Origin of the sequence: Comamonas sp. B21-038, from assembly GCF_022387135.1 — a bacterium.
Lineage (GTDB): Bacteria > Pseudomonadota > Gammaproteobacteria > Burkholderiales > Burkholderiaceae_C > Comamonas > Comamonas sediminis.
In genome coordinates, this window is the sequence record NZ_CP092462.1 from 1,478,037 (window position 1) to 1,502,399 (window position 24,363).

Sequence of the window (24,363 nt, forward strand, 5' to 3'; positions counted from 1 at the left end):
AGATACAATTTCGTATGCCGCAAGCGCGATACAAGCAACTGGTGGACCGGCTTGCTGACGACATCCGGCAAGGGCGGTTGAGGCCCGGAACGGTGCTGCCACCCCATCGCAAGCTGGCGGCTGTGGAGGGCATTTCCCTGGCTACGGCGACGCGCGCCTATGCCGAACTGCAGGCCATGGGGCTGGTCGCTGGTGAGGTGGGCCGCGGGACCTTTGTTCGCGAGCCCATCTCGATGGGCGGGGAGGTTGCGATGCACGCGGCCAGCGACGATCTGGTGGATCTGACCTTCAACTATCCAGCCTTGCCCACGCAGACGGAGATGTTGCGCACGGCGCTCAAGCAGCTTGCCTCGGCAGGTGAATTGGAGTCGGTTCTGCGCTACCAGCCGCATGGAGGCCGTCCCCACGAACGGGCCATTGTGGCCGAGCACCTGAAGAGCCGAGGCCTGCCGGTGTCTGCCGATGCCGTGCTCATCGTCAGTGGTGCCATCCACGGGCTCGCCACGGCAGCCATGTCCTTGCTGCAACCGGGCGACGTGGTGGCCGTTGATGCCTTGAGCTACCCCGGCATCAAGGTCGTGGCCGAGCAGTGTCGGCTGGAACTGGTTGCCATCCCGCTAAGCGGCGCTGGCCCCGACCTGGATGCACTGCAAGCGTTGTGCCTTGCCCGGAAGGTGCGTGCGATGTACTGCATGCCCACGCTGCATAACCCGTTGGGTTGGGTCATGACGGTGAATCAGCGTCTTGCGCTGATAGAAGTGGCCCGGCGCCATGGCCTGCTGCTGCTGGAGGACGGCACCTATGCCTTTCTGGAAAGGCAGGCGCCACCACCGCTGGCTGCGATGGCGCCCGACATCACCGTCTACGTCTCCAGCCTGTCCAAGAGCGTGGCGGCAGGCTTGCGTTTCGGATTCCTATGCGCGCCAGTTGCCTTCGTTCCCAGGATCAGCCGCGCCATACGTGCCACGGTCTGGAATACGCCCACTCTCGTGACCTCGCTGTGCTGCAACTGGTTGCAGGACGGCACCGTGGCGCGGCTGGAGCAGGAAAAGCGCCGCGATGCCGGCGCGCGTCAGGCCATCGCGGCCAAGGCGCTCGCAGGATTCAGGACCATCCGCCATCCGGCGTCTTACTTTGTCTGGCTGCCCATGCCTGATGAAGTGCGGGCGGATGCAGCTGCCATGCGGCTTGAACGCGAAGGCATCTTGGTATCGACTGCGGCGCCCTATGCCATGGGGGGCCAGCCTCCGCATGCCATTCGGCTGGCCCTGGGCTCCATCTCCCATGCCAGGCTGAAGCTGGCCTTGGAGGCTGTTGCCCGTGCGGTGGCCAGTCTCAGCTATTAGGCCGGTGGTGCGATCCGCGCTTCACGCCGCAAGGCCTGTGGCGGCATGCCGAAGCCACGCAGGAAGGCCTCGCGCATATGGCGCCGGTCGCGAAAACCCGTTTCCCTCGCTACGACTTCAAGGGGATGCCGGCTGCCTTCGATCATCAGCCGCGCGGCCTCGAGCCGCAGTCCTTCCACGGCCTTGGCGGGTGACTGGCCGGTCTCTGCGGTGAAGACGCGGCTGAACTGGCGCGGGCTCAGGCTGGCGGCTTCGGCCAGCTCTTCGACGCTCAATGGCTGCGCCAGGTTGCGCCGCGCATGTTCCAGCGCCTGCTGGATGCGGTCGGACTTTGGCGCGAGCTTGAGCATCTCGGAATGCTGTGATTGCCCGCCCGAGCGGCGCTGGTGCATGACCAAGCGGTGTGCCACGGAGCGCGCAATGTCGGCACCGAGATCTTTCTCGACGAGGGCGAGGGCCAAGTCCATCTCTGCCGTCATGCCCGCTGACGTCCACACCGGTCCATCGGCTATGTAGATACGGTCGGCCTCGACCTGGATATGGGGATAGCGCTCCTGCAGCACTTCAGCCCAGTACCAGTGCGTCGTGGCGCGACGCCCGTCGAGCAGACCCGCCTCGGCCAGAATGAAGGCACCCGTGCACAAGCCTGCGATGCGCCGCGCGCGCGCGGCGATCTTGCTCAGCAGCCGGATCAATTCAGGGGCCGAAGGCATGGGCTTGATGGTGCCTGCTACCAGCCACGTATCAGCACTGCGGTGCGCGCTGAGCGGCTTGGCTTGCAGCACCAGGCCTGTCGATGCGCGTGCCGATCCGTCCAGCGCATAGGTTTCCACGGCATAGAAGGGCTGGCCCACCAGCAGATTGGCCAGCTCGAACACGGCCTGGGTGGCCAGCGCCATGACCTGAAAGCCTTCGGGCAGTATGTAGCCAATGCGGTGCATAGAGGGTGTCCTGGGGATATGTCCTTTTTTATAACTATATACGTCATTTACGACATTGTCTGCATAGAGGACCATTCATGCCATGGACAGCATCTCTCAACCCTCCAGGAGTTTCACCATGGCACAGACCCATCTCGGCACCGCCCTCATCACCGGCGCATCCAGCGGAATCGGTGCGCTGTACGCGCAGCGACTCGCGCAGCGCGGCTACGACCTGATCCTTGTCGCCCGCAACCGCGAGCGGCTGAATGCGCTGGCGAGCGACATCAGCGCTCGCACAGGCCGCGCGGTGGAAGTGCTGCCCGCTGACCTGAACGACCGTACCGCCCTGGCGCAGGTCGAGGCGAAGCTGCGCCAGGACGCCAGCATCACCCTGCTGGTGAACAACGCGGGCATCGGCACGCACACGCCGTTGCTGCAGAGCGACGTGGAACAGATGACGCGCATGGTCGAATTGAACGTCACCGCACCGATGCGGCTGGCCTATGCCGCCGTGCCGGGCTTCGTGGAACGTGGACACGGAGCGATCATCAACATCGCATCCATCGTCGCCATCTCGCCAGAGACGCTGAATGGCGTATACGGTGGCAGCAAGGCCTTTGTGCTGGCCTTCAGCCAGTCGCTGCAGCATGAGCTGGCCGACAAGGGCGTGCAGGTACAGGCGGTTCTGCCTGGTGCCACTGCCACCGATTTCTGGGCCATTGGCGGGTTACCGGTCGAGCATCTGGATCAGCGCATCGTCATGCGCACCGAGGATCTGGTCGATGCCGCGCTGCTGGGCTTCGAGCGCGGCGAGAAGGTCAGCATTCCCTCGCTGCATGCCGGCGAGAAATGGGATGCGTACGAGGCCGCACGCCAGGCGATGGCAGGCCAACTGTCCAGCAGTGCCGTCGCGCCCCGCTATGCCGTGTACTGACCACTGCAAGGAGCCTCCGCCATGAAAGCCGTCATCAGCGCTTATACGCGCTCGCCATTCCACTTTGCCCGCAAGGGCCGTCTGGCCGAAGTGCGGCCCGACACGCTGGCCGCCCAGGTCGTGCAGGGCCTGCTCCGGCGCTCCGATCTGGATCCCGTGCTGCTGGAGGACGTGATCCTCGGCTGCGCTTACCCGGAAGCCGCGCAGGGCAACAATCTGGCGCGCATCGTCGGCCTGCTGGCCGGCCTGCCCCAGGCCGTGGGCGGTATGACGGTGAACCGCTTCTGCGGCTCGTCGATGCAGGCTGTGCACATCGCAGCGGCGCAGATCGAGGCTGGCATGGGCGATGCTTTCCTGTGCGTGGGCGTGGAGTCGATGACGATGGTGCCGCAGGGCGGCTTCAACTTCTCGCCCCATCCCGAGCTGCAGGCGACGAGCGATGCCTACATCTCCATGGGAGAGACGGCGGAGAACGTGGCGCAGCGCTGGAACGTGAACCGTGCCGACCAGGAGCTGCTCGCACTGCAGTCCCACCAGAAAGCCGCAACTGCCCGCGACCAAGGTTTGCTGGCCGAGGAGATCGTGCCCATCCGTTTGCCCGATGGCGAGGTGGTGGAGGCCGACGGTTGCATCCGCCCTGGTACCACCTTGGAGGCGCTGGCGGGGCTCAAGCCGGCCTTCCGGGCCGATGGCGTGGTCACGGCGGGCACTTCGTCGCCACTGACCGATGGAGCGGCAGCGCTGCTGGTCACCAGCGATGACTTTGCCGAACGCCACGGCCTGCAGATGCTGGCGCGCATCCGCAGCTTTGCCACTGTGGGGGTGGACCCGGCCATCATGGGCATTGGCCCGATCCCGGCCACGCGCAAGGCACTGGCGCGCGCCGGCCTTGCCGTCACCGACCTGGACGTCGTGGAAATCAACGAGGCCTTCTCATCGCAGGCCCTGGCCTGCATCCGCGACTTGGGCCTTGACATGGCGACCGTGAACATCGACGGCGGAGGCCTGGCCATCGGCCACCCGCTGGGTGCCACCGGCGCGCGCATCACCGGCAAGGCTGCGGCCCTGCTGGCGCGCCAGCAAGGACGCTACGCGCTGGCCACGCAATGCATAGGCGGGGGACAGGGCATCGCTACGGTGCTGGAGAGAGCTTGAACGATGACCACGCCCACGCCCACTTCCATGGCCATCTCGCCGGTCGGCTCCACGCCCAGCTACTGAGCGGCCCTGTGCTGGCCATGCTCGCCGGGCTGCGTTGGGGGTGGTGTCCGCCAGCGCCATCCTGCCGGCCTTGCCGTGCATGACATCCGATCTTGGCGCCGCCACCAGCGACACCAGCAGGGTGCGGTAACGCCCGTTCCTGGCGTTCGCGGTCGGCAGCTGTTCGCCGGGCAGGTATCGATCGTTGGGGCCACCGTGCTGCGCGTGGGGTGGGGCAGGCCATATTTGGGGCGCGGGTGACGCGGGAAGCCACTACTGCCCGGAGGCCGGTGGCTGCCGGAGGCCAGCTGGCTGGATGCATGGCAGGCACATCGGCAGAGTTTTGTAGTCCGCAACGCGCTCGGTCAGCCACGACGTTGATCCATGTCCTTATCTGGCCCTCGAAAGGCGGAGCTCTTTGCTGCTTGCGGCAGGACTGGCGGATGCCTGCGATGGCACCACGGCGCGCTTGACGTTCTCGCCCGTTCGGCGGATGTGTGCTTCCAGGATGGCGGCGGCTTTGTCTGCATCCCGGGCCAAGGCCGCTTCATACAGCTGCAAGTGCTCTGTGGGCACCTTGTTGTCGCGCGGCGCCTGGGTGAGGAACAGGCGCCGGTAGCGGTCACTCAGGTCATGCAAGGTGCTGCAAAACTTCAGCAGCAGCGGCATGCGGCAGGCGGACACCAGCGCCGCATGGTAGTTGCGGTGTGCGGCTTCCCAGGTCTGCTGGGCTTGCGCATTGACGGGCGCTGCGGCAACGCGGCCAAGCCGGTAGTGCGCGGCGACCAGGGCTTCTTCCCATTGCTCGTCTCCCCACCGGATCGATTCGCGGATGGCCGTGGTTTCGGCCATGCAGCGCAGGCGGATGAGCTCGTCCAGGTTCTCCGCAGACACCGGGGCCACATGGAAGCCGCGCTGGCCTGCTGCCACGACCAGGCCTTCTGCCGCCAGGCCTGTCAACGCCTCACGCAGCGGACTGAAACTGATGCCAAAGCGGGCTTTCAACGCGCTCAGGTGCAGACGCTCACCCGGCGCAATGTCACCGTTCAATATGGCTGTGCGCAAACGGACTGCCAGCGAATGGGCCAGGGTGCTGCCTTCGTTGTCTGTCTTCAGCAGGGGCAGGCTTTCCATGGGAATCCTCAGAACAAGAAGGGCCGCATTCTAGCAATACCGATACTTATGGACACCATCGGTATCTCAAGAAATGTCGATGAAATGCCAAAATATCGATAATAATTATTTGCAATCGATGGAGGTGTTGTGATGCATATCGTTGGGTTGAATTCTGTGGTGTACGGTGTGGAGGACTTCGATGTGGCGCGCCGCTACTGGACTGATTTCGGACTGCAGCTCGTGATGGATGCACCCGACCAGATCATCTTTTGCACGCCGGAGGGCTCGCAGGTGCATGTGCGGCGCCTCGCAGATCCGATGCTGGCGCCCGCGCCGGTGGCAGGCCCCACGGTGCGGCAGGTGGTCTGGGGTGTGCAAAACCAGCGCGCGCTGGATGCCATCGCGGCAGAGCTCGGCCAGGACGCCAGCATGCGTACCGATGAGGCCGGACGGGTGCTCGCCACCGACCCCGCCGGGCACGCGATTGCCTTCGAGCTCAGCTGTGTTGAGCCCATGGTGCAACCGGCTACCGTCTTCAACACCCCGGGCCATGCGATGCGCATCAATGCTGCGGCGCAGATTTATCCGCGTGCCTACCCCAGCCACATGAGCCATGTGGTGTATGCGGTGCAGAACCTGCAGGAGACGGCGGAGTTCTACGAAAAGCGCCTGGGCTTTCGGGTCACCGATTCGTATACCGGCAGCGGCGTGTTTCTGCGGCCCGCCGGTTCGGCAGACCACCACAGCCTGTTTCTGCTCCAGCGCGGTGATGCGGTGGGCTTTCACCATCTGGCATTCGATGTACGCGACATCCATGAGGTCTTCGGCGGCGGGCTCTTCATGACCTCCCGGGGCTGGAAGACCCACATTGGGCCGGGTCGGCATCCGGTGTCCTCCGCCTATTTCTGGTACTTCAAAAACCCCTGCGGGGGCGCTGCTGAATACGACTTTGACGCAGATATCTGCGATGACAGCTGGGTGGCCCGGCAGTTTGTCCCCAGTGCCGAGGCCTTTGCGGAGTGGGCTTTTCCGGATGGCGTGCAGCGCTACCAGGGCATGCAGACCGGCAAGGCATGACCGCCGGCACCGCGCCATGCCGCCTTTATCTCTCCCCATTGAAAGCAGTTGCATATGAACTCAAGTCTTGACACCGCTGCGCTGGCCAAATTTGCGGGCCTGGATTCTCTCGCATCACAAACGGCCGTATGCACCCATGCCCATACCTACCGCAATTTGCTGGGATTTCTGCCGCACCGGGTGGAGTCCCGGCTCAACTTCACCGGAGGGCTGGATTCGCAGATGCTCAACCTGCAAGAGCGCATGCGCAACCATGCCATGACCACCCCGCATATCGATGCCAAGACCGTCCAGTTGATGCTGTTTGGCATGCTGCTGATGGATGGCAACGACGCGGCGGAAACCCATGCGATCGCTTCACGCCGTGCCGGCGCTGGCTGGGCCGAGTTGCAGGCGGTCATCAACCTGTGTTTTCTGTTCCGTGGACTGCCCGCTGCCAACCGGGGCGCCGATATTCTGGTGCGTGTGGCTGGCCGCGAGAGCCGGGCGGCAGGGGCTGACCACGCGGCATAGCACCTTGGCGCTGGGGGCAGCATGCAAAAAGCCTGAGGTACCCAGCAGGCGTTCCCGCCCGGCAGCAAAGGTGAGTGCGGCGCTCGGTTGCAGAAGGCGGGCATCATCGGCCCAGGGCAGCGGCAAAGCGCCGGTGCTGGCCCCAAGCCCTTTTGTTTTGTATGATGAATGAATCTGCACCACCACCGATTGCCATGTCTTTATCGTCACAGCCCGGCAGCAGTCTGCACCACCAGGTGATGGACAGTCTGGGCCGGCTGATTGCCAGCCCCGAGTATGGGCCAGGGGCCACCTTGCCCAATGAGGAGGAGCTGTGCGAGCGCCTGGGGGTGAGCCGCACTGCGGTGCGCGAGGCGATCAAGGCGCTGAGCGCCAAGGGCATGCTAGAGGCGCGGCCCCGCACCGGTACCCGCGTGCGGCCGCAAGCGCAGTGGAGCCTGTTTGATGCCGATGTGCTGGGCTGGCTCTGCAGCCAGGGGGTGGACCAGCAACTGGGCCGGCACCTGATGGTGATGCGCGGCATTCTGGAGCCGGCCGCCGCGTCATTGGCCGCGCGCATGCACACCGAGGCGCAGCTGCTCAGCCTGCAGCAGGCCTTCGCCGCGATGGAGGCGGCGACCTCGATCGATGAGTGGGTCGTCGCCGATCTGGCGTTTCACCAGAGCATTCTGCAGGCCACGGGCAACCCTTTGCTGATCTCGCTGGGCGGCATTGTGGCGTCGGCGTTGGAATCCTTGCTCACCGTCAACGCGCAGCAGGCCGGGCAGTTCAACGATGGCTTGCTCATGCATGGCAAGGTGCTGGCGGCCATTGAGCGGCGCAGCGCCGATGATGCGCAGCTGTGGATGCGGGCGCTGCTGGCAGACACGATTGCCCGCTGGGGCGCACCCGCTTAAGGCCTGCCAATCCAGGTATGGCACGGCTGTCACGCAAAGCGCAGGGGCGGCGGAAGTCTAGGGTTTGCTCGGATTTAATCATCATACAAATAAACCGATGATGGCGACTTCTGAAATTCTCCAGGTCGCCATTCCATGTCTCGTTCCCTGTTTGATCTGTCGGGCCGTACAGCGCTGATTACCGGTTCCTCGCGCGGCATTGGGCTGGCGCTGGCCCAGGGCCTGGCGGAATCGGGGGCGACCGTGGTGGTCAACAGCCGCCAGCAGGCTGCGGTGGATGCGGCGGTGGCGCAGTTGCAGGGCATGGGCCTGCAGGCCCAGGGGGCAGCATTCGATGTGGCGGATCAGGCCGCGGTGGAGGCCGCCTTTGCTGCGTGGGATGCCCAGGGCCTGGCGATCGACATCGTCGTCAACAATGCCGGCATCCAGCACCGCCAGCCCTTGCTCGATGTGTCGCTGGAGGACTGGACCCGCGTCATCAACACCAACCTGACGGCCGCCTTTGTGGTGGGCCGCACGGCAGCGCGCCGCATGATCGAGCGCGGCACCGGCGGCAAGATCATCAACATCGGCTCGCTCACCAGCGAGGCGGCACGCGCCACGGTCGCGCCCTATACGGTGGCCAAGGGCGGCATCAAGATGCTCTCCAAAGCCATGGCGGCCGAGTGGGCCATGCACGGCATCCAGGCCAACTCCATCGGCCCGGGCTACATCCTTACCGACATGAACGAGGCCCTGGTCAACAACGTGGCGTTTGACGCCTGGGTCAAGGCCAGCAACCCCACGCAGCGCTGGGGCCGCCCCGATGAGCTGGTGGGCACCGCCATCTACCTGGCCTCGGGCGCCTCCAACTATGTCAACGGCCAGATCATCTATGTGGATGGCGGCTGGCTGGCGGTACTGTAGGCGGGCGTGTCACCATGGCCACCTTGATCACCGACGTCAAAGTCATCGCGACGGCGCCAGAGGGCATCAACCTCCTGGTCGTCAGGATCGAGACCAACCAGCCCGGCCTCTACGGCCTGGGCTGCGCCACCTTTGCCTACCGCCATCTGGCGGTGCAATGTCTGGTGGAGCAGTACCTGCGCCCGCTGCTGATCGGCCGCGATGCCAGCCAGATTGAAGAGCTGTGGCAGCTGATGCACCAGAACGCCTACTGGCGCAACGGCCCCATCGAGAACAATGCGATCTCGGGCGTGGACATGGCGCTGTGGGACCTGAAGGGCAAGCAGGCCGGCATGCCGCTGTACCAGTTGCTGGGCGGCAAGCTGCGCGAGGGCGTGCCCATCTACCGCCATGCCGATGGGCGCGATCTGGAGGAGCTTTGCGACAACATCCAGAAGTACCGCGAGCAGGGCATCACCCATATCCGCTGTCAAAGCGGTGGTTATGGCGGTGGCGGCTTTGGCGCGGCGCCCGGTACGGCCCCCCAAGGCGCTGCTAATGGCATTTACCTCGATGCGCGCAAGTACATGCGCGAGACGCTGAAGATGTTCGACACCCTCCGCAGCCGCATCGGCTTTGAGGTGGAGCTGTGCCACGATGTGCATGAGCGCCTGAAGCCGGCAGACGCGATCCGCTTTGCGCAGGCGCTCGAGCCCTACGAGCTGTTCTTTCTGGAAGACGCGATTGCGCTGGAAGAGGGCGACTGGCTGCGCCAGCTGCGCGGCAAGACCAATGTGCCGCTGGCCCAGGGCGAGCTGTTCAACCACCCGTTTGAATGGCGCGGCATCATCGCCGAGCGGCTGATCGATTTCATCCGCGTGCACCTGAGCCAGGTGGGTGGCATCACCCCGGCGCGCAAGCTGCAGCTGTTTGCCGAGCAGTACGGCGTGCGCACCGCCTGGCACGGGCCGGGCGATATGTCGCCGCTGGCACATGCGGCCAATATCCATATCGACCTGGCCTCGCGCAATTTTGGCGTGCAGGAATGGTCGGGCACCGAGCCGCCTAATTTTGTGATCCAGGCGCTCAACGGCCCGCGCGATGCCTTGCTGGCCGTGTTCCCCGGTTTGCCCACGTTCCGCAATGGCTATGTCTACGCCAATGAGCTGCCCGGTCTTGGCGTGGACATTGACGAGCGCGAGGCAGCCAAGTACCCCTGCAGCAGCGCCGTCACCACCTGGACGCAGACCCGCCTGACCGATGGGAGCCTGCAAACCCCCTGATTCCCAGCGTGCCGGGCCAGCGGCGCCGGCTTTTTTCCACTCACAACAAAGACGGAGACAGACAGATGACCCCTCAATTCCAACTGCGCCGCATCCTGCTGGCCACGGTGGCCGCATCGGCCATGGGCGCTGGCACGGCCTATGCCGAAGTCAAGGCACGCGTGGGCCATGCGATGCCCGAGAGCCACCCGCAAGCGATGGCGATGAACAAGTTCGCCGAGCTGACCTCGGCCTACACCAATGGCAATGTCAAGGTGCAGGCCTACCACAGCGCCGTGCTGGGCAGCGATGAGAAGCAGCTGCAGGCCGTGCAGTCGGGCACCCAGGATCTGTACATCGGCACCTTGGCGCCGCTGTCCTCGCGGGTCAAGGAAGTGCAGGTCTGGGATCTGCCGTTCATGTTCCGCAACTCGGCCGAGGTCTATGCAGTGCTCGATGGCGCCTCGTCCAAGAAGATCTTCGAGAAGATCGCACCGGCCAACCTGGTGGGCCTGACCTGGACCGGCATGGGTTTCCGCAACCTGTCCAACAGCAAGCACCGCGTGGCCAAGCCGGAGGATGTGAGCGGGCTCAAGATCCGCGTGATGACCAACCCGGTCGCGCTGGACACCTGGAAGACCCTGGGCGCCAACGCCACGCCGATGGCCTTTGCCGAGGTGTTCCCGGCGCTGGAGATCAAGGCGCTGGACGGCCAGGAGAACCCGCTGCAGCACATGTGGGCCAACAAGATGCAGGAAGTGCAGAAGTACATCACCATCACCAACCATGTGTACACGCCGTCGGCGCTGGTGGCCTCGAAGAAGTTCTGGGACAGCCTCTCGGCCGCCGACAAGGCCGGCGTGCAAAAGGCGGCGACGGAGGCCGGGCTGCTGCAGCGCAAGCTGCTCGATGAAGGCGACAGCCAGGCGATCGACAACTTCAAGAAGGCGGGCGTGACGGTGGACAGCATGCCTGCGGCCGAGCTGGCGCGCATGCAGGACAAGGTCAAGCCGGTGCTGGCCAAGTTCGCACCGCAGATCGGCGATGAGTTCGTCAAGGGCTTCTTTGCCGAGATCGAACAGGCGCGCAAGGCCCAGTAACGGCAGCGGGCCTGCCCGGTGAGGCCGGGCCCGTTTCCTTCGTTTCAACGTTCTGGCAGCGCCCCATCGCGCGGCGCTGCCGGCATCGACCTACAAGCTTCAGGTGGTGGCACGGCACGAGACCATGCTGCCGGGAAAGGTGTTGCCATGGGCAAGGTACTCAAAATGCTCGCCGACGGGCTGACGCGCGCGCTGGAAATCGTCATGGTGCTGTGCATGCTCGTCATGCTGGTGATGGTGTTCGGCAATGTGATGCTGCGGCTGTTTTTCAATACCGGCATTGATCTGTCGGAAGAGGTGCCGCGCTTTGCCTTTGTGTGGCTGACCTTTCTGGGCGCCATCGTGGGCATGCGCAAGCGCGCCCACCTGGGGGTGGACCTGATGGTGCAGATGATGCCGCTGGCCGGCCGCCGCGTTTGCTGGGGGCTGAGCCAGGCCATCATGCTGCTGTGCTGCATCTACATCGTCTACGGCACCTGGCTGCAGCACGACATCATTGCCGGCAACGCCTCGCCGGTGGCGCAACTGAGCATGGTCTGGGTCTATGGCGTGAGCTACTTCACCGGCGCGGCCATCGGCATCATCTGCCTGTCCAACCTGGTGCGCCTGGTGCTGGGCAGGGTAGCGGATGACGAACTGATCGACGTGCAGGAAGAGGGCATGGAAGAGGCGCGCGAAGCCGAGCATGCGATGCAGGCGCAGTCCGGACCCCAGGGAGGCCGCGTATGACCATCTTCATTTTCATCTCGTCGTTGCTGGGGCTGATGGCGCTGGGCATGCCCATTGCGTTTGCGCTGATCGGCTGCGGCCTGGCGCTGATGTACTACATGGGCTTTACCGATCCGCAGATCGTCGTGCAGAACATGTGGGATGGCGCCAACAGCTTCCCGCTGCTGGCCGTGCCGTTCTTCATGCTGGCGGGGGAGTTCATGAACGCCGGCGGCATGACGCGCCGCATCATTCAGATGGCCATGTCCTGGATTGGCCATATCCGTGGCGGCCTGGGCTATGTTGCCGTGGGTGCAGCGGTCATCATGGCATCGCTGTCGGGTTCGGCCGTGGCCGATACCGCCGCGCTCGCTGCGGTGCTGGTGCCGATGATGCGCAAGGCCGGCTATGACGTGAACCGCTCCTGCGGCCTGATTGCCAGCGGCGGCATCATTGCGCCGGTGATTCCGCCATCGATCGCGATGATTCTGTATGGCGTGACCGGCGGCGTCTCCATCACCAAGCTGTTCATCGCCGGCATTGTGCCGGGCCTGCTGATGGGGCTGGCGATCTTGCTGGCCTGGCGCTGGTGCATTGGCCGCGACCCGATCGTCACCGAGCCCAAGCGCACGATGGCCGAGCGCCTGAGAGCCACACGCCAGTCGCTGTGGGCGCTGGTGCTGCCGGTGGTCATCATCGGTGGCCTGAAGTTCGGCTGGTTCACCCCGACCGAGGCTGCCGTCATTGCCGCAATGTACTCGCTGGTCGTGGGCATGTTCATCTACCGCGAGATCAAGCTGAACCAGCTGTTTGCGCTGGTCTACCGCGCTGCCGAGACCACGGCGATCATCATGTTTCTGGTGTCGGCTGCCGGTGTATCGGCCTGGCTCATCACCACGGCCAATATCCCGCAGCAGCTGGCCGCGCTGGTCGAGCCGCTGATGGACAACAAGATGCTGCTGACCTTTGCGCTGATGATGCTGGTGCTGCTGGTGGGCACGGCGCTGGATTTCACGCCCACGGTGCTGATCATGACGCCCGTGCTGATGCCGGTGCTCAAGCAGGCAGGCATCGACCCGGTCTACTTCGGTGTGCTGTTCATCATGAACAACGCCATTGGCCTCGTCACGCCCCCGGTGGGTACCGTGCTCAATGTCGTCTGCGGGGTCGCCAAGATACCGATGAGCGGTGCCATCAAGGGCGTGATCCCGTTCATGGTCGCCCAGACGATTGTGATGTTCCTGCTGGTCGTGTTCCCGCAGATCGTCATGTGGCCGCTGGAGATGATGAGCCGCTAGCCCCAGCCGCTACCCCCTAACCCTATCCATTGAAGAGCCCTGGGCGCATGCAAATACCCTGTACCTGCAAGCGCCGGGCTGGGCTTTGCCCAAAAAAAATAAGGAGCCAACCATGACACTGATCCAACGCCGAAGCCTCGTTGCAGGCCTTGCCTTCGCCACCTTGGCGGCGCTGGGCCTGGCGCCCGCGCAAGCCCAGGAGGGCAAGCGTGCACGCCTGGGCCATTCCTTTGCCGATTCGCACCCGCGCGCCATCGCAATGAAGCAGTTTGCCGCCGATGTGGCCAAGGCGACCGATGGCAAGGTGCTGATCGATGTGTACAGCAGCGCCACCCTGGGCAGCGAAGACAAGATGCTGATTGCGGTGCAAAGCGGCACGCAGGACCTGTACATGGGCGCGCTCTCGCCCATCGCTGCGCGCAAGAAGGCGCTGCAGATTTTTGATTTTCCGTTTCTGTTTGCCAGCGACGCCGAGGCCGCCCATGTGCTCGATGGCCCCATCGGCCGCCAGATGCTGGACGGCATTGCCGACATGAAGATGCGCGGTCTGGTCTGGGCGGGCGGCGCCTTCCGCAATATGTCCAACAGCAAGCGCCCGCTGGCCTCGCTGGCGGACATGAAGGGCCTGCGCGTGCGCGTGATGCAAAGCCCGATGGCGCTGGCCAGCTTCAATGCGATGGGCATGAACGCCGTGCCGATGGCCTTCTCCGAGGTCTACCCGGCGCTGGAGATCAAGGCGCTGGACGGCTATGAGCACCCGGTGGTCGACATGTATGCCAACAAGATGTATGAGGTGCAGAAATACCTGACCATCACCAACCACGTCTACACGCCGGTGGCATTGATTGCGTCGGACAAATGGTGGTCGGCCTTGACACCCGCGCAGCAGCATGCGGTGCAGCAGTCCGCCGAGAAGGCCCGCAGCCTGCAGCGCAGCGAAGAGCTGCGCCAGGCCGGCGAGGTGGTCGCCCAGCTCAGGTCGCATGGCATGCAGGTGGGCGAGATGCCGCCGGCCGAGCTGGAGAAGATCCGCGCGGCGGTGCAGCCAGTGATCGACAAGAACCAGGCGACGGTGGGCGCGGAGTTTGCCCAGTCGTTTTATGCGGCGCTGGCCAGCTACCGCAAGACCAAGCCTTGAGCCCCTCCCTTATCCAAGCCAATTAGGAACTTCTGACATGGAAGCGCTTGTAATCCACGCACCCGGCGATTTGCGGGTGCAATCCGTCCCCACGCCTGCGCCCGGGCCTGGCCAATTGCAGGTGCGGGTGCGCTGCGGCGGCATCTGCGGCTCTGACCTGCATTACTACCAGCACGGCGGTTTTGGCACCGTGCGCATCCAGGAGCCGATGGTGCTGGGCCATGAGGTCTCGGGCGTCATCGAATCCGTGGGTGCTGGTGTGACGGGCTTCGCTGCGGGCCAGCGCATTGCAGTCAGCCCCAGCTGGCCTTGCGGCCAGTGCCGCTTTTGCCAGATGGGCCTGCACAACCACTGCCTGGACATGCGCTACTACGGCAGCGCCATGCGCACCCCCCATGTGCAAGGGGCGTTTCGGCAGCAGATCGTCATCGAGGCGCACCAGGCCCATCTGATCGCCCCCCAGGTGAGCGATGCCGAGGGCGCGATGGCCGAGCCGCTGGCCGTGGCCCTGCATGGTGTGCAGCGGGCGGGGCCCTTGCTGGGCCGCAAGGTGCTGGTGACCGGATGTGGGCCAATTGGCGCACTGGCCATCATCGCGGCACGCCGCGCAGGCGCCGAGCACATTGTGGCCACCGACATGAGCGCGCATCCGTTGGCCAAGGCCTTGCAGGTGGGCGCTGATGAGGTCGTGCATGTGGGCGAATCGCCCGATGGCCTGGCGCGTTACGCGGCCGACAAGGGCCAGTTCGATGTGCTGTTCGAGGCCAGCGGCAACCCGCACGCGTTGCGCGGGGCCTTCGATGTGCTGCGCCCGCGCGCCACCATCGTGCAGCTGGGCCTGGCCGGTGCCGAGATGAGCTTGCCGATCAACACGCTGGTGGCCAAGGAGTTCGACTGGCGTGGCTCCTTCCGCTTCCATGAGGAGTTCGCCACTGCCGTGGCGCTGCTCAACAAGGGCCTGGTCGATGTGAAGCCGCTGATATCGGCCACCTTGTCCTACCGCGATTCAGCCCGCGCCTTTGCGCTGGCGGCCGACCGCTCGCAGGCGATGAAGGTGCTGCTGGACTTCGAATGAACTCCCGCCGCATCCGCTGATCCCCACCCATTCTTCTTCTTTCTTCCCATGAAAATCGTCAAGCTCACCACCTTTATCGTGCCCCCGCGCTGGTGCTTTCTCAAGATCGACACCGACGAAGGTGTCGTCGGCTGGGGCGAGCCGGTCGTCGAAGGCCGTGCCCACACCGTAGCCGCTGCGGTTGAGGAGCTGTCCGACTACCTGGTGGGCCGCGACCCGCGCAATGTGCAGGACCTGTGGAATGTGATGTACCGCGCCGGCTTCTACCGGGGCGGCCCGGTGATGATGAGCGCCATCGCCGGCGTGGATCAGGCGCTGTGGGACATCAAGGGCAAGGCGTTGGGCGTGCCTGTGCATGGGCTGCTGGGCGGCAAGGTGCGTGACCGCATCCGCGTCTACTCCTGGATAGGGGGTGACCGCCCGGCAGACACGGCGGCCCAGGCGCAAGCGGCGGTGGCGCGCGGCTTTACCGCCGTGAAGATGAACGGCACCGAAGAGATGCAGTACATCGACAGCCACGCCAAGGTGGAGCAGGCCGTCGCCAATGTGGCGATGATCCGCGAATCGGTGGGCAAGCACATCGGCATTGGTGTGGACTTCCACGGCCGGGTGCACAAGCCCATGGCCAAGGTGCTGATGCGCGAGCTGCGCGATTTCAACCTGATGTTCATCGAGGAGCCGGTGCTCAGCGAGCACCTGGAGGTGATCCCCGAGCTGGCCGCCATCGGCGCCGCACCCATCGCGTTGGGTGAGCGCCTCTACTCGCGCTGGGATTTCAAGCGCGTGTTTGCGCAGGGCGGTGTCGACATCATCCAGCCCGACCCCTCGCACGCCGGCGGCATCACCGAGACCTGCAAGATCGCCGCGATGGCCGAGGCCTACGATGTTGCCGTCGCGCTGCATTGCCCGCTGGGCCCGATTGCACTGGCCGCCAACCTGCAGATCGATGCGGTCTGCTACAACGCCTTCATCCAGGAGCAAAGCCTGGGCATCCACTACAACCAGGGCAATGACCTGCTCGACTATGTGCACAACCGCGATGCCTTTGACTACCAGGACGGCTATGTGGCCATGCCCGGTGGCCCCGGCCTGGGCATCGAGGTGAACGAGGCCTATGTGGTGGAGCGCGCAAAGGAAGGCCACCGCTGGCGCAACCCGGTCTGGCGCCATGCGGATGGCAGTGTGGCGGAGTGGTGATCTGCGCTGCCCCAGCCACGGGCGTGCTGACCGGCCGGCAGTGAGTGCGGGCGCTGGGGCTTAAGCAATACCGCCATTGGCGCGCAGCACCTGGCCGTTGATCCAGCCGGCGTTCTTGCTGGCCAGAAATGCGACCACGGCGGCGATGTCTTCGGGCTCGCCCAGGCGCTCCAGCGGGGGCATCTTGGCAAAGTGTTCGATCTGGGCCTCGCTCTTGCCGGCAAAGAACAGCTCGGTCGCGACCGGGCCCGGGGCCACCGCGTTGACGGTGATCTGGCGGCCGCGCAGCTCTTTGGCAAACACGCGGGTAAAAGCCTCTACCGCTGCCTTGCTGCCGTTGTAGATGGCGTAGCCGGGCATGTTCAGCGCTAGTGCGGTGGTCGAGAGGTTGATGATGCGCCCGCCGTCGTTGAGGCGCGTGGCTGCCTCGCGCAGGGTGTTGAACACGCCTTGGGTGTTGATTGCAAAGGTTTTGGCAAACAGCGCGTCGCTGGTTTCGGCCAGGGGGCTGGTGGTCAGCACGCCGGCGTTGTTGACGAGCACATCAATCTTGCCTAGTTGTTGCTCGACGGCGCTGAACATAGCCTGCATCTGCTCTGCCTGCGAGATATCGGCACGGATGGCCATCGCCTGGCCACCTTCTTGCACCAGCGCCTGGGCCAGTGCCTCGGCCGCTTGCGCGTTGCTGGCGTAGTTGATGGCGATGGCATGGCCCTCTTGGGCCAGGCGGCGGGCAATGGTGGCGCCGATGCCGCGCGATGCGCCAGTGATCAGGGCGATGGATGTGGGCTTCGTCATGTCTGTTTTCCTGTCGTTGATGGAATGGCTGGATTTTTCACTATTCCATTCAAAATATCATTGCCCTGATTTGAATTTTATAATTCGGTTTACTTTAATAATTACCGGACGCTGCAGCGTCCCTTTGGCCCATGGACCGCTTTCAGGAGATGCAGGTATTTGTGCGAGTGGCGGACCGCAGCAGCTTTGCGCAGGCGTCGGACGACTTGCAGATTCCGCGCGCCACGGTGACCAACCTGGTCCAGCGGCTGGAGGCCCGCGTGGGCGCGCGCCTGCTGGACCGCACCACGCGGCAGGTGCGTTTGACGCCCGAGGGCGAGGACTATTACCGCCGCTGCACCCGGCTGCTGGCCGATCTGCAGGAAGCGGAAAGCGCCTTTCGCCACGCGCCGCCGCAGGGCTTGCTGCGGGTCAACCTGCAGGGCACGTTGGCGCGCTACTTTGTGATGCCCCACCTGGGCGCCTTTGCCGACCAGTATCCGGGGGTGCAACTGCACATGGCAGAGGATGACCGGCTGGTGGACCTGGTGCGCGAAGGGGTGGATTGCGTGCTGCGCGCCGGCAGCCTGCAAAGCTCATCGCTGATCGGGCGCCAGGTTGCGTCGCTGCGCCAAGTGACCGTGGTCAGCCGTGGCTATGCCAAGCGCCATGGCCTGCCTGCGTCGCTGGATGAACTGCCCCAGCATGCCGCCGTGGCCTATGTCTCCAGCGCCACGGGCCGGCCGGTGGCACTGGAGTTTTGTGTGGGCAAGCAGGTGGTGGAGCGGCGCCTCAAGCCCAGCATCACCGTCAACGGCGCTGACCTGTACACCGGTGCTGCGATGGCGGGCCTGGGGATGGTGCAGGTGCCGCGCTACCGCATTGCGCGGGCGCTGGAAGAGGGTGAGCTGCTGGAGGTGCTGCCCGATCTGCCTCCGCCGCCCATGCCGGTGTCGGTACTCCATCCCTACAGCCGCAAGCCTTCGGCACGGGTACGGGTGTTCATCGACTGGCTGGCAGAGCGCTTTGCGCATGTAGGTTAGCGGGGGCGGCGACCGGCGAACCGGCGAACCGGCGAACCGGCGGGGGGTGGCGGGGTGGCCGGGCTCTGCCATCGCTGTGCATGGCCGCCGATCCGTGCGATGATTTGTTCGATCTATAAGTAGTTTTATTAATCAAACAAACTGCCCTGGCCTCCCGCTCTGGCAGATGGAGGGATAGCGATGCCAGGGTCTTCCACCTTGCACCCCCGGGTGCTCCTGTGTGCGAATGCGAGGCGCCTTGCAGCGCTGGCCGCCATCGCAGGCCTGCCGTTGGCCGCTGTGGCGCAGCAGCTGCCTGCACCGGCAGAGGAGGGCGCCACCGGCACCTGGGCTGTTCAGCTCACACCTTATGTCTGGGCCAGTGGGGTGGGCGGTGATCTGCGGCCCTTGCGAGGCGGCAGTGTGGTGTCGATGGACAAGTCGTTTTCCGACGTAATGAAGGACCTGGATGCCGCATTCTTTTTGACCGGCTATGTCCGCAAGGACCGCCTGGTGCTGCTGGGCGACATCAGCTATTCGTCCAGTTCGCGCTCGGGCAAGCTGCCGCTTGGTCTGCCGGCATCGGGCAGCTTCCGCCAGGCCTCCGCCACCTTGGCTGCGGGCTACCGTGCGGTCTCCAACGCCGATATCAACCTGGATCTGCTGGCGGGCCTGCGCGCCTGGAGCGTCAAGGCCTCGGTCGATGTGGCGGGCGGCCTGGTGCAGGCCTCGCCCGAGAAGCGGTTTGTCGACCCTGTCCTTGGCCTGCGCGCCCATATCCCCATTGCGCCGCGCTGGTCGGCTATTGCCTATGGCGATGTGGGTGGCTTTGGCCTAGGGTCGCGGGCCACGCACCAGGTCGCTGCCACCGTCAACTACCAGTGGAGCGAGCAGGCCTTTGTCTCGCTGGGCTACCGGGTGCTGACCCTGGACTACCGCCGGGGCGGCACGCGCATCGATGTGACGATGGCCGGGCCTTTGCTGGGTGCCACCTGGCGCTTTTGAGGACGGCGCATAAAAAACAGGCACATCGCTTTGGGGGCGATGTGCCTGCTGACTTGCTTGCCTATGGACTGAGTGGCCTGCTAAAGCAGGCCCAGGCCTTATCGGTTCGACCGGGTCGCAATGCCCGCCACCACATGGGCAGGCGCTTCGGTGTAGCGCTTGAACTCCATCGTGTAGGTGGCGCGGCCCTGCGTCATCGAGCGCAGCTGCGTGGCATAGCCAAACATCTCGGACAACGGAACCTCGGCCTTGATGCTCTTGCCGCCACCGGCAATGTCGTCCATGCCTTGCACCATGCCCCGGCGCGACGACAGGTCGCCCATCACGGTGCCGGCATAGTCTTCCGGCGTTTCCACCTCGACCGCCATCATCGGCTCCAGGATGACCGGGTTGGCCTTCTTCATGCCTTCCTTGAAGCCAAAGATGGCCGCCATCTTGAAGGCCTGCTCGGACGAGTCCACATCGTGGTACGAACCAAAGGTCAGGCGCACGCGCACATCCACCACCGGGTAGCCGGCCAGCACGCCGGTCGTCAGTGCCTCGCGCACCCCCTTCTCCACGGCGGGGATGTACTCGCGTGGCACCACACCGCCCTTGATTTCGTCGACAAACGCAAAGCCTTCGCCGGACTCCATCGGCTCCAGGGTAAAGACCACATGGCCATACTGGCCCTTGCCGCCCGACTGGCGCACGAACTTGCCGTCCACATCCTTGACCGTATTGCGGATGGTTTCGCGGTAGGCCACCTGGGGCTTGCCCACATTGGCTTCCACGTTGAACTCCCGCTTCATCCGGTCCACGATGATCTCCAGATGCAGCTCGCCCATGCCGGCGATGATGGTCTGGCCCGATTCCTCATCGGTGCGCACGCGGAAAGAGGGGTCCTCGGCGGCCAGGCGCGACAGGGCGATGCCCATCTTTTCCTGGTCGGCCTTGGTCTTGGGCTCGATCGCTTGCGCAATGACGGGCTCAGGGAAGGACATGCGCTCCAGGATGATCGGCGCGCTCGGGTCGCTCAGGGTCTCACCGGTCGTCACCTCTTTGAGGCCCACACAGGCGGCAATGTCGCCGGCGCGAATCTCATCGATTTCCTGGCGCTCATTGGCATGCATCTGCACGATGCGGCCAATGCGCTCCTTGCGGCCACGGATCGGGTTGTAGACCAGGTCGCCCTTGCTGAGCACGCCCGAGTAGACGCGCACAAAAGTCAGCTGGCCCACAAACGGGTCGGTCATCAGCTTGAAGGCGAGGGCAGAGAACTTCTCGCCATCGTCGGCGCGGCGCGTCAGTACCGTGCTGTCGTTCTCGTCTTCACTGTGGCCAGTCACCGCAGGCACATCCAGCGGCGACGGCATGAGCTCGACCACGGCGTCCAGCAAGCGCTGCACGCCCTTGTTCTTGAAGGCCGAGCCACACAGCATGGGCTGGATCTCCGTCGCAATCGTGCGCAGGCGCAATCCGGCAATGATGTCGGCCTCAGGCAGGTCACCGTCGTTCAGGTACTTGTCGGTCAGCGCTTCGCTGGCTTCGGCCGCGGCTTCCACCATCTTGGTGCGCCATTCCTGCGCAGAGGCCTGCAGCTCGGCGGGGATGTCCCGGTACTCGAACTTCATGCCCTGCGAGGCCTCGTCCCAGATGATGGCCTTCATCTTGATCAGGTCGATCACGCCGGAGAACTCGGCCTCGGCGCCAATCGGAATCACGATGGGCACGGGGTTGGCCTTCAAGCGGTCCACCATCATCTGGCGCACGCGGAAGAAGTCCGCACCAATGCGGTCCATCTTGTTGACGAAGGCCAGGCGTGGCACCTTGTACTTGTTGGCCTGGCGCCAGACGGTTTCGGACTGCGGCTGCACGCCGCCCACCGAGTCATAGACCATCACGGCGCCGTCGAGCACGCGCATGGAGCGCTCGACCTCGATCGTGAAGTCCACGTGACCGGGGGTGTCGATGATGTTGATGCGGTGCGCCGGGAAGTTGCGTTCCATGCCCGACCAGAAGGCCGTTGTCGCGGCCGAGGTGATCGTTATGCCGCGCTCTTGCTCCTGGGCCATCCAGTCCATCGTGGCGGCGCCATCATGCACCTCGCCCAGCTTGTGGCTCACCCCGGTATAGAACAGGATGCGCTCGGTCGTCGTGGTTTTTCCGGCATCGATGTGCGCAGAGATGCCGATGTTGCGATAGCGTTCTATGGGGGTATGGCGGGCCATGTTGACCTCCTTGGGTCGGTATATCAGCTGGATTCAGCTGCATGTTACAGCCCTGTGCGCTCCCACTTTGCGACATCCGGTGCCTTCAGGACAGCACCGGCACAGGGCCAGAAAAGAGCGATATTAATAGTACGATGACAATCGTACTGTCGTCATGGGTATTGGCGGTTTGGGGACAATAGCGCCCATCGGGCTGTCAGCCCTGCTGACCCAGGCAGAATGACGGCCTTTTACCCGGCCCGACGGGTCGATCGATGCGCGCCTCCGTGGCGCATGGACTCCGATGATTCCTCACCACCCTGAATCTGCGCAGATTCATCTGGAAAATGTGCTCACCGCGCTGGGCAACCCCACCCGGCTGGCAGTGGTGCGCGTGCTGGCCGATGGCCAGGAGCGCAGCTGCACGGCGCTGCTGCGCGACCAGACCAAATCCACGATGACGCACCACTGGCGCGTGCTGCGCAGCAGCGGCGTGATCTGGCAGCGCCCTGCGGGGCGCGAGAACCTGTTGTCGCTGCGGCGCGAAGACCTCGATGCACGCTTTCCCGGACTGCTCGACGCGATACTGTCGGCCACGCGCAGCGATGCGCTGACCGATGCCAGCACGGCCTGGGGTGAGCGCAGCTGAGCCATTGCCCATACAAGCCCGGTTTTTAGATTTTTGATGGATGGAGAAGCGCAGCATGCAAGACGCCAAGGCGCTGGTACTTTTTTCGGGTGGACAGGATTCCACCGTCTGCCTGGCTTGGGCATTGAGCCGTTATGCCCATGTGGAAACGATTGGCTTCGACTACGGCCAGAACCACCGGGTGGAGCTGGAATGCCGCAGCACGGTGCTGGCTCACTTGCGCGCGCAGTTCCCGCACTGGGCGGCAAAGCTGGGGGATGACCACCTGCTGAACATCGATGTGCTCGGCCAGATCAGCGATACGGCGCTGACCACGGATGCCGCACTGGCCTACCAGGCCGATGGCCTGCCCAATACCTTTGTGCCGGCGCGCAACCTGGTCTTTTTGACCCTGGCCTCTGCGGTGGCCTACCGCCGCCAGTGCACGGTGCTGGTGGGCGGCATTTGCGAGACCGATTTCTCCGGTTACCCCGACTGCCGCGACAACACGATGAAAGCCATGCAGGTGGCGCTGAGCCTGGGCCTGGGCCGGCAGCTGGTGGTGGAGACGCCGCTGATGTGGATCGACAAGGCCGCGACCTGGCAGCTGGCGCAGGACCTGGGCGGCGACGCCTTGACGGCCCTGGTGCAGGAAGACACCCACACTTGCTACAAGGGCGACCGCAGCGAGCGCCATGACTGGGGCTATGGCTGTGGCGAATGCCCGGCCTGTGCGTTGCGCGCCCAGGGTTTCGCTAGGTGGACACAGGGCGCCTAGGTCCTCCATGCCGCCCTAGCGCGGCGCCACCAGCGGCGCCTTGCGGTTGGCCATCGCCCGCTGAAACAGCGCCATAAAGCGGGGCGCCACCTTGGCGATATGGTAGGCCTTGCCGGTCTCCAGCGCAGCCTGGGCATAGCGCTGGCGCCGGGCCGGGTCGTTGCGCAGCTGCCGTATCGCGTCGATCCAGTCGTCGTCGTTGTCGGGCAGCAAGAGGCCGTTGACGTTGTGGGCAATCAGCTCGGGCGCAAAGCCCCAGTTGGAGCCAATCACGCAGCCGCCGCGCGCCAGGATCTCCATCAGGCCCCAGTTGGCCACGCCATAGCGCAGTGGGTAGAGGAAGAGATCAACCTCGGCCAGCAGCGCCGAGAACTGGCCATAGGGCAGGTGGCCGGGGAACTCGATCACATCGGCTGCCGGGTAGACCTTGAGCAGATGGTCGCGAAAGCTCTCCACCTTGCCGCCGTAGCGCCGCTCCACCCATTGCTGCTCATAGCCGTAGGTGGAGGCCTTGGCATCGCCGATGGCGATGAAGCGGGTGTTCTGGCCATCGCCTTCGCGCACCATGCGGTCCACCAGCCGGATATAGGTCTCCAAGCCCTTGGCACTGGACAGATCCCGCGCCGAGAAGGCGATCGTGAAAGGCTTGTCGGCACGGCCTGCCCCATCCGCTGCTTCGCTGGCCGCGCCCCAATTGCGCAGCGGCGGCTGGATGTCAAAGCCTTCGAACTGCACCGCAATGCGGTCCTGCAGCAGCGCCGGGAACATCGAGCGCGCATAGGCGCTGGGCACGATGGTCAGGTCGCTGCACAGCACTTGGTGAAAGCTCAGCATCTCGGTGTTGCGGTCGCCCAGGCGCTGCGCCTGGTCGGGCGGGTAGGCGGCATCCCAGCCGTGGGCCAGGTAGCTGGGAAACTCGATGTAGCTGATGATGGCGGCGTCCAGCTCGCCATACAGCCAGTTGGGCGCGCCCCACAGCGAATGGGCGACCACCACATCGATCTTGCGGCCTTGCGCGGCCTCGAAGTCTTCCAGCGCCTTGAGCACGCCCCGGCAGATGCGCGCCGAGCGCTCGACCTTGTCCGAGTAGTAGTAGCTCTGGGGGCCGACGATCAGTCCATCGGGCTGGAAGGACAGCAGGTGGTCGCAGTGCTTCTCATGGTTGGCCTTGTGGCCGGGCGTGGTCATGAACCACGCATCGGCCAGGCCCTGGGCCCGCAGGTAGCTGCACAGCAGGCTGTACTGGCTCGGGTACACCGCGCCTACAAAAACGATCAGGGGTTTGTCTGTCATGGT

General features: G+C 64.6%; 23 protein-coding genes. 18 read left to right on the forward strand and 5 right to left on the reverse strand.

Features of this window, described 5'->3' with window-relative positions:
* Window positions 1-14 precede the first annotated feature (14 nt).
* Entirely contained in the window at window positions 15-1,346 is a 1,332-nt protein-coding gene (locus MJ205_RS06640) for an aminotransferase-like domain-containing protein (RefSeq protein ID WP_239811731.1), read from the forward strand.
* Here MJ205_RS06640 and MJ205_RS06645 read toward each other — a convergent pair.
* Window positions 1,343-2,287, reverse strand: a complete 945-nt coding sequence (locus tag MJ205_RS06645) for a GlxA family transcriptional regulator (RefSeq protein ID WP_239811732.1) — start codon at window positions 2,285-2,287, stop codon at window positions 1,343-1,345. The genes MJ205_RS06640 and MJ205_RS06645 overlap by 4 nt on opposite strands.
* Window positions 2,288-2,405: 118 nt before the next feature.
* Here MJ205_RS06645 and MJ205_RS06650 point away from each other — a divergent pair, with 118 nt between their 5' ends.
* Both MJ205_RS06650 and MJ205_RS06655 read left to right on the forward strand, forming a co-directional pair.
* Entirely contained in the window at window positions 2,406-3,203 is a 798-nt protein-coding gene (locus MJ205_RS06650) for an SDR family NAD(P)-dependent oxidoreductase (RefSeq protein WP_239811733.1), read from the forward strand.
* A gap of 21 nt (window positions 3,204-3,224) precedes the next feature.
* Window positions 3,225-4,358 carry a thiolase family protein gene (locus tag MJ205_RS06655; RefSeq protein WP_239811734.1) on the forward strand — a complete coding sequence of 378 codons (1,134 nt, stop codon included), beginning with the start codon at window positions 3,225-3,227 and terminating at the stop codon, window positions 4,356-4,358.
* 435 nt (window positions 4,359-4,793) lie between these two features.
* Here MJ205_RS06655 and MJ205_RS06660 read toward each other — a convergent pair whose 3' ends face one another.
* A complete protein-coding gene (locus MJ205_RS06660; protein WP_239811735.1) occupies window positions 4,794-5,537 on the reverse strand; it encodes a GntR family transcriptional regulator in 744 nt (247 codons plus the stop codon).
* A gap of 132 nt (window positions 5,538-5,669) precedes the next feature.
* On the opposite strand from MJ205_RS06660, the gene MJ205_RS06665 reads away from it, so the two are divergent.
* The 11 genes from MJ205_RS06665 to dgoD all read left to right on the forward strand — a co-directional run bounded on the left by MJ205_RS06665 (window position 5,670) and on the right by dgoD (window position 16,668).
* A complete protein-coding gene (locus tag MJ205_RS06665; RefSeq protein WP_239811736.1) occupies window positions 5,670-6,596 on the forward strand; it encodes a VOC family protein in 927 nt (308 codons plus the stop codon).
* Between the two features lie 54 nt (window positions 6,597-6,650).
* The gene (locus MJ205_RS06670) at window positions 6,651-7,109 is read left to right on the forward strand and encodes a carboxymuconolactone decarboxylase family protein (protein WP_239811737.1); all 459 of its coding nucleotides are present in this window, start codon (window positions 6,651-6,653) and stop codon (window positions 7,107-7,109) included.
* 194 nt (window positions 7,110-7,303) lie between these two features.
* Window positions 7,304-8,005, forward strand: a complete 702-nt coding sequence (locus MJ205_RS06675; RefSeq protein WP_239811738.1) for a FadR/GntR family transcriptional regulator — start codon at window positions 7,304-7,306, stop codon at window positions 8,003-8,005.
* A gap of 135 nt (window positions 8,006-8,140) precedes the next feature.
* Window positions 8,141-8,911, forward strand: coding sequence for an SDR family oxidoreductase (locus MJ205_RS06680; RefSeq protein ID WP_239811739.1), 771 nt, complete (start codon window positions 8,141-8,143; stop codon window positions 8,909-8,911).
* A 14-nt stretch (window positions 8,912-8,925) separates the two neighbouring features.
* Window positions 8,926-10,173 (forward strand): enolase C-terminal domain-like protein, encoded by a 1,248-nt coding sequence (locus MJ205_RS06685; RefSeq protein WP_239811740.1) that lies wholly within the window; start codon window positions 8,926-8,928, stop codon window positions 10,171-10,173.
* Window positions 10,174-10,238: 65 nt separating this feature from the next.
* Window positions 10,239-11,252 (forward strand): TRAP transporter substrate-binding protein, encoded by a 1,014-nt coding sequence (locus tag MJ205_RS06690; RefSeq protein ID WP_239811741.1) that lies wholly within the window; start codon window positions 10,239-10,241, stop codon window positions 11,250-11,252.
* A 147-nt stretch (window positions 11,253-11,399) separates the two neighbouring features.
* Window positions 11,400-11,981, forward strand: coding sequence for a TRAP transporter small permease (locus tag MJ205_RS06695; protein WP_239811742.1), 582 nt, complete (start codon window positions 11,400-11,402; stop codon window positions 11,979-11,981).
* The gene (locus MJ205_RS06700) at window positions 11,978-13,258 is read left to right on the forward strand and encodes a TRAP transporter large permease (protein ID WP_239811743.1); all 1,281 of its coding nucleotides are present in this window, start codon (window positions 11,978-11,980) and stop codon (window positions 13,256-13,258) included. The genes MJ205_RS06695 and MJ205_RS06700 overlap by 4 nt, the downstream gene beginning before the upstream one ends.
* Before the next feature lie 112 nt (window positions 13,259-13,370).
* Complete coding sequence (locus MJ205_RS06705; protein WP_239811744.1) at window positions 13,371-14,396, forward strand: DctP family TRAP transporter solute-binding subunit; 1,026 nt, start codon at window positions 13,371-13,373, stop codon at window positions 14,394-14,396.
* 37 nt (window positions 14,397-14,433) lie between these two features.
* Window positions 14,434-15,471, forward strand: coding sequence for an L-idonate 5-dehydrogenase (locus MJ205_RS06710; protein WP_239811745.1), 1,038 nt, complete (start codon window positions 14,434-14,436; stop codon window positions 15,469-15,471).
* Window positions 15,472-15,519: 48 nt separating this feature from the next.
* Entirely contained in the window at window positions 15,520-16,668 is a 1,149-nt protein-coding gene (gene dgoD / locus MJ205_RS06715) for a galactonate dehydratase (RefSeq protein ID WP_239811746.1), read from the forward strand.
* A 60-nt stretch (window positions 16,669-16,728) separates the two neighbouring features.
* Here the strand turns inward: dgoD and MJ205_RS06720 are convergent, their stop codons facing one another.
* A complete protein-coding gene (locus MJ205_RS06720) occupies window positions 16,729-17,466 on the reverse strand; it encodes an SDR family oxidoreductase (RefSeq protein ID WP_239811747.1) in 738 nt (245 codons plus the stop codon).
* A gap of 131 nt (window positions 17,467-17,597) precedes the next feature.
* Between MJ205_RS06720 and MJ205_RS06725 the strand changes: the two genes are divergently transcribed.
* A complete protein-coding gene (locus MJ205_RS06725; RefSeq protein WP_239811748.1) occupies window positions 17,598-18,488 on the forward strand; it encodes a LysR substrate-binding domain-containing protein in 891 nt (296 codons plus the stop codon).
* A gap of 180 nt (window positions 18,489-18,668) precedes the next feature.
* Window positions 18,669-19,472 carry a hypothetical protein gene (locus tag MJ205_RS06730; protein ID WP_239811749.1) on the forward strand — a complete coding sequence of 268 codons (804 nt, stop codon included), beginning with the start codon at window positions 18,669-18,671 and terminating at the stop codon, window positions 19,470-19,472.
* A gap of 98 nt (window positions 19,473-19,570) precedes the next feature.
* On the opposite strand, the gene fusA is transcribed toward MJ205_RS06730, so the two are convergent.
* Window positions 19,571-21,682 carry an elongation factor G gene (gene fusA, locus MJ205_RS06735; RefSeq protein ID WP_230776467.1) on the reverse strand — a complete coding sequence of 704 codons (2,112 nt, stop codon included), beginning with the start codon at window positions 21,680-21,682 and terminating at the stop codon, window positions 19,571-19,573.
* 283 nt (window positions 21,683-21,965) lie between these two features.
* Here fusA and MJ205_RS06740 point away from each other — a divergent pair, with 283 nt between their 5' ends.
* Both MJ205_RS06740 and queC read left to right on the forward strand, forming a co-directional pair.
* Window positions 21,966-22,310 carry an ArsR/SmtB family transcription factor gene (locus MJ205_RS06740; RefSeq protein WP_239811750.1) on the forward strand — a complete coding sequence of 115 codons (345 nt, stop codon included), beginning with the start codon at window positions 21,966-21,968 and terminating at the stop codon, window positions 22,308-22,310.
* A 55-nt stretch (window positions 22,311-22,365) separates the two neighbouring features.
* On the forward strand, window positions 22,366-23,067 hold the full coding sequence (gene queC / locus MJ205_RS06745) for a 7-cyano-7-deazaguanine synthase QueC (protein ID WP_239811751.1): 702 nt from the start codon (window positions 22,366-22,368) through the stop codon (window positions 23,065-23,067).
* Window positions 23,068-23,082: 15 nt separating this feature from the next.
* On the opposite strand, the gene MJ205_RS06750 is transcribed toward queC, so the two are convergent.
* Complete coding sequence (locus MJ205_RS06750; RefSeq protein ID WP_239811752.1) at window positions 23,083-24,360, reverse strand: glycosyltransferase; 1,278 nt, start codon at window positions 24,358-24,360, stop codon at window positions 23,083-23,085.
* Window positions 24,361-24,363: the final 3 nt, after the last annotated feature.

Excerpts from the sequence above, each read along its gene's own strand:
- MJ205_RS06640 (WP_239811731.1), top strand. The coding sequence starts at position 15 with ATGCCGCAAGCGCGATACAAGCAACTGGTGGACCGGCTTGCTGACGAC.
- MJ205_RS06645 (WP_239811732.1), bottom strand. The coding sequence starts at position 2,287 with ATGCACCGCATTGGCTACATACTGCCCGAAGGCTTTCAGGTCATGGCG.
- MJ205_RS06650 (WP_239811733.1), top strand. The coding sequence starts at position 2,406 with ATGGCACAGACCCATCTCGGCACCGCCCTCATCACCGGCGCATCCAGC.
- MJ205_RS06655 (WP_239811734.1), top strand. The coding sequence starts at position 3,225 with ATGAAAGCCGTCATCAGCGCTTATACGCGCTCGCCATTCCACTTTGCC.
- MJ205_RS06660 (WP_239811735.1), bottom strand. The coding sequence starts at position 5,537 with ATGGAAAGCCTGCCCCTGCTGAAGACAGACAACGAAGGCAGCACCCTG.
- MJ205_RS06665 (WP_239811736.1), top strand. The coding sequence starts at position 5,670 with ATGCATATCGTTGGGTTGAATTCTGTGGTGTACGGTGTGGAGGACTTC.
- MJ205_RS06670 (WP_239811737.1), top strand. The coding sequence starts at position 6,651 with ATGAACTCAAGTCTTGACACCGCTGCGCTGGCCAAATTTGCGGGCCTG.
- MJ205_RS06675 (WP_239811738.1), top strand. The coding sequence starts at position 7,304 with ATGTCTTTATCGTCACAGCCCGGCAGCAGTCTGCACCACCAGGTGATG.
- MJ205_RS06680 (WP_239811739.1), top strand. The coding sequence starts at position 8,141 with ATGTCTCGTTCCCTGTTTGATCTGTCGGGCCGTACAGCGCTGATTACC.
- MJ205_RS06685 (WP_239811740.1), top strand. The coding sequence starts at position 8,926 with ATGGCCACCTTGATCACCGACGTCAAAGTCATCGCGACGGCGCCAGAG.
- MJ205_RS06690 (WP_239811741.1), top strand. The coding sequence starts at position 10,239 with ATGACCCCTCAATTCCAACTGCGCCGCATCCTGCTGGCCACGGTGGCC.
- MJ205_RS06695 (WP_239811742.1), top strand. The coding sequence starts at position 11,400 with ATGGGCAAGGTACTCAAAATGCTCGCCGACGGGCTGACGCGCGCGCTG.
- MJ205_RS06700 (WP_239811743.1), top strand. The coding sequence starts at position 11,978 with ATGACCATCTTCATTTTCATCTCGTCGTTGCTGGGGCTGATGGCGCTG.
- MJ205_RS06705 (WP_239811744.1), top strand. The coding sequence starts at position 13,371 with ATGACACTGATCCAACGCCGAAGCCTCGTTGCAGGCCTTGCCTTCGCC.
- MJ205_RS06710 (WP_239811745.1), top strand. The coding sequence starts at position 14,434 with ATGGAAGCGCTTGTAATCCACGCACCCGGCGATTTGCGGGTGCAATCC.
- dgoD (WP_239811746.1), top strand. The coding sequence starts at position 15,520 with ATGAAAATCGTCAAGCTCACCACCTTTATCGTGCCCCCGCGCTGGTGC.
- MJ205_RS06720 (WP_239811747.1), bottom strand. The coding sequence starts at position 17,466 with ATGACGAAGCCCACATCCATCGCCCTGATCACTGGCGCATCGCGCGGC.
- MJ205_RS06725 (WP_239811748.1), top strand. The coding sequence starts at position 17,598 with ATGGACCGCTTTCAGGAGATGCAGGTATTTGTGCGAGTGGCGGACCGC.
- MJ205_RS06730 (WP_239811749.1), top strand. The coding sequence starts at position 18,669 with ATGCCAGGGTCTTCCACCTTGCACCCCCGGGTGCTCCTGTGTGCGAAT.
- fusA (WP_230776467.1), bottom strand. The coding sequence starts at position 21,682 with ATGGCCCGCCATACCCCCATAGAACGCTATCGCAACATCGGCATCTCT.
- MJ205_RS06740 (WP_239811750.1), top strand. The coding sequence starts at position 21,966 with ATGATTCCTCACCACCCTGAATCTGCGCAGATTCATCTGGAAAATGTG.
- queC (WP_239811751.1), top strand. The coding sequence starts at position 22,366 with ATGCAAGACGCCAAGGCGCTGGTACTTTTTTCGGGTGGACAGGATTCC.
- MJ205_RS06750 (WP_239811752.1), bottom strand. The coding sequence starts at position 24,360 with ATGACAGACAAACCCCTGATCGTTTTTGTAGGCGCGGTGTACCCGAGC.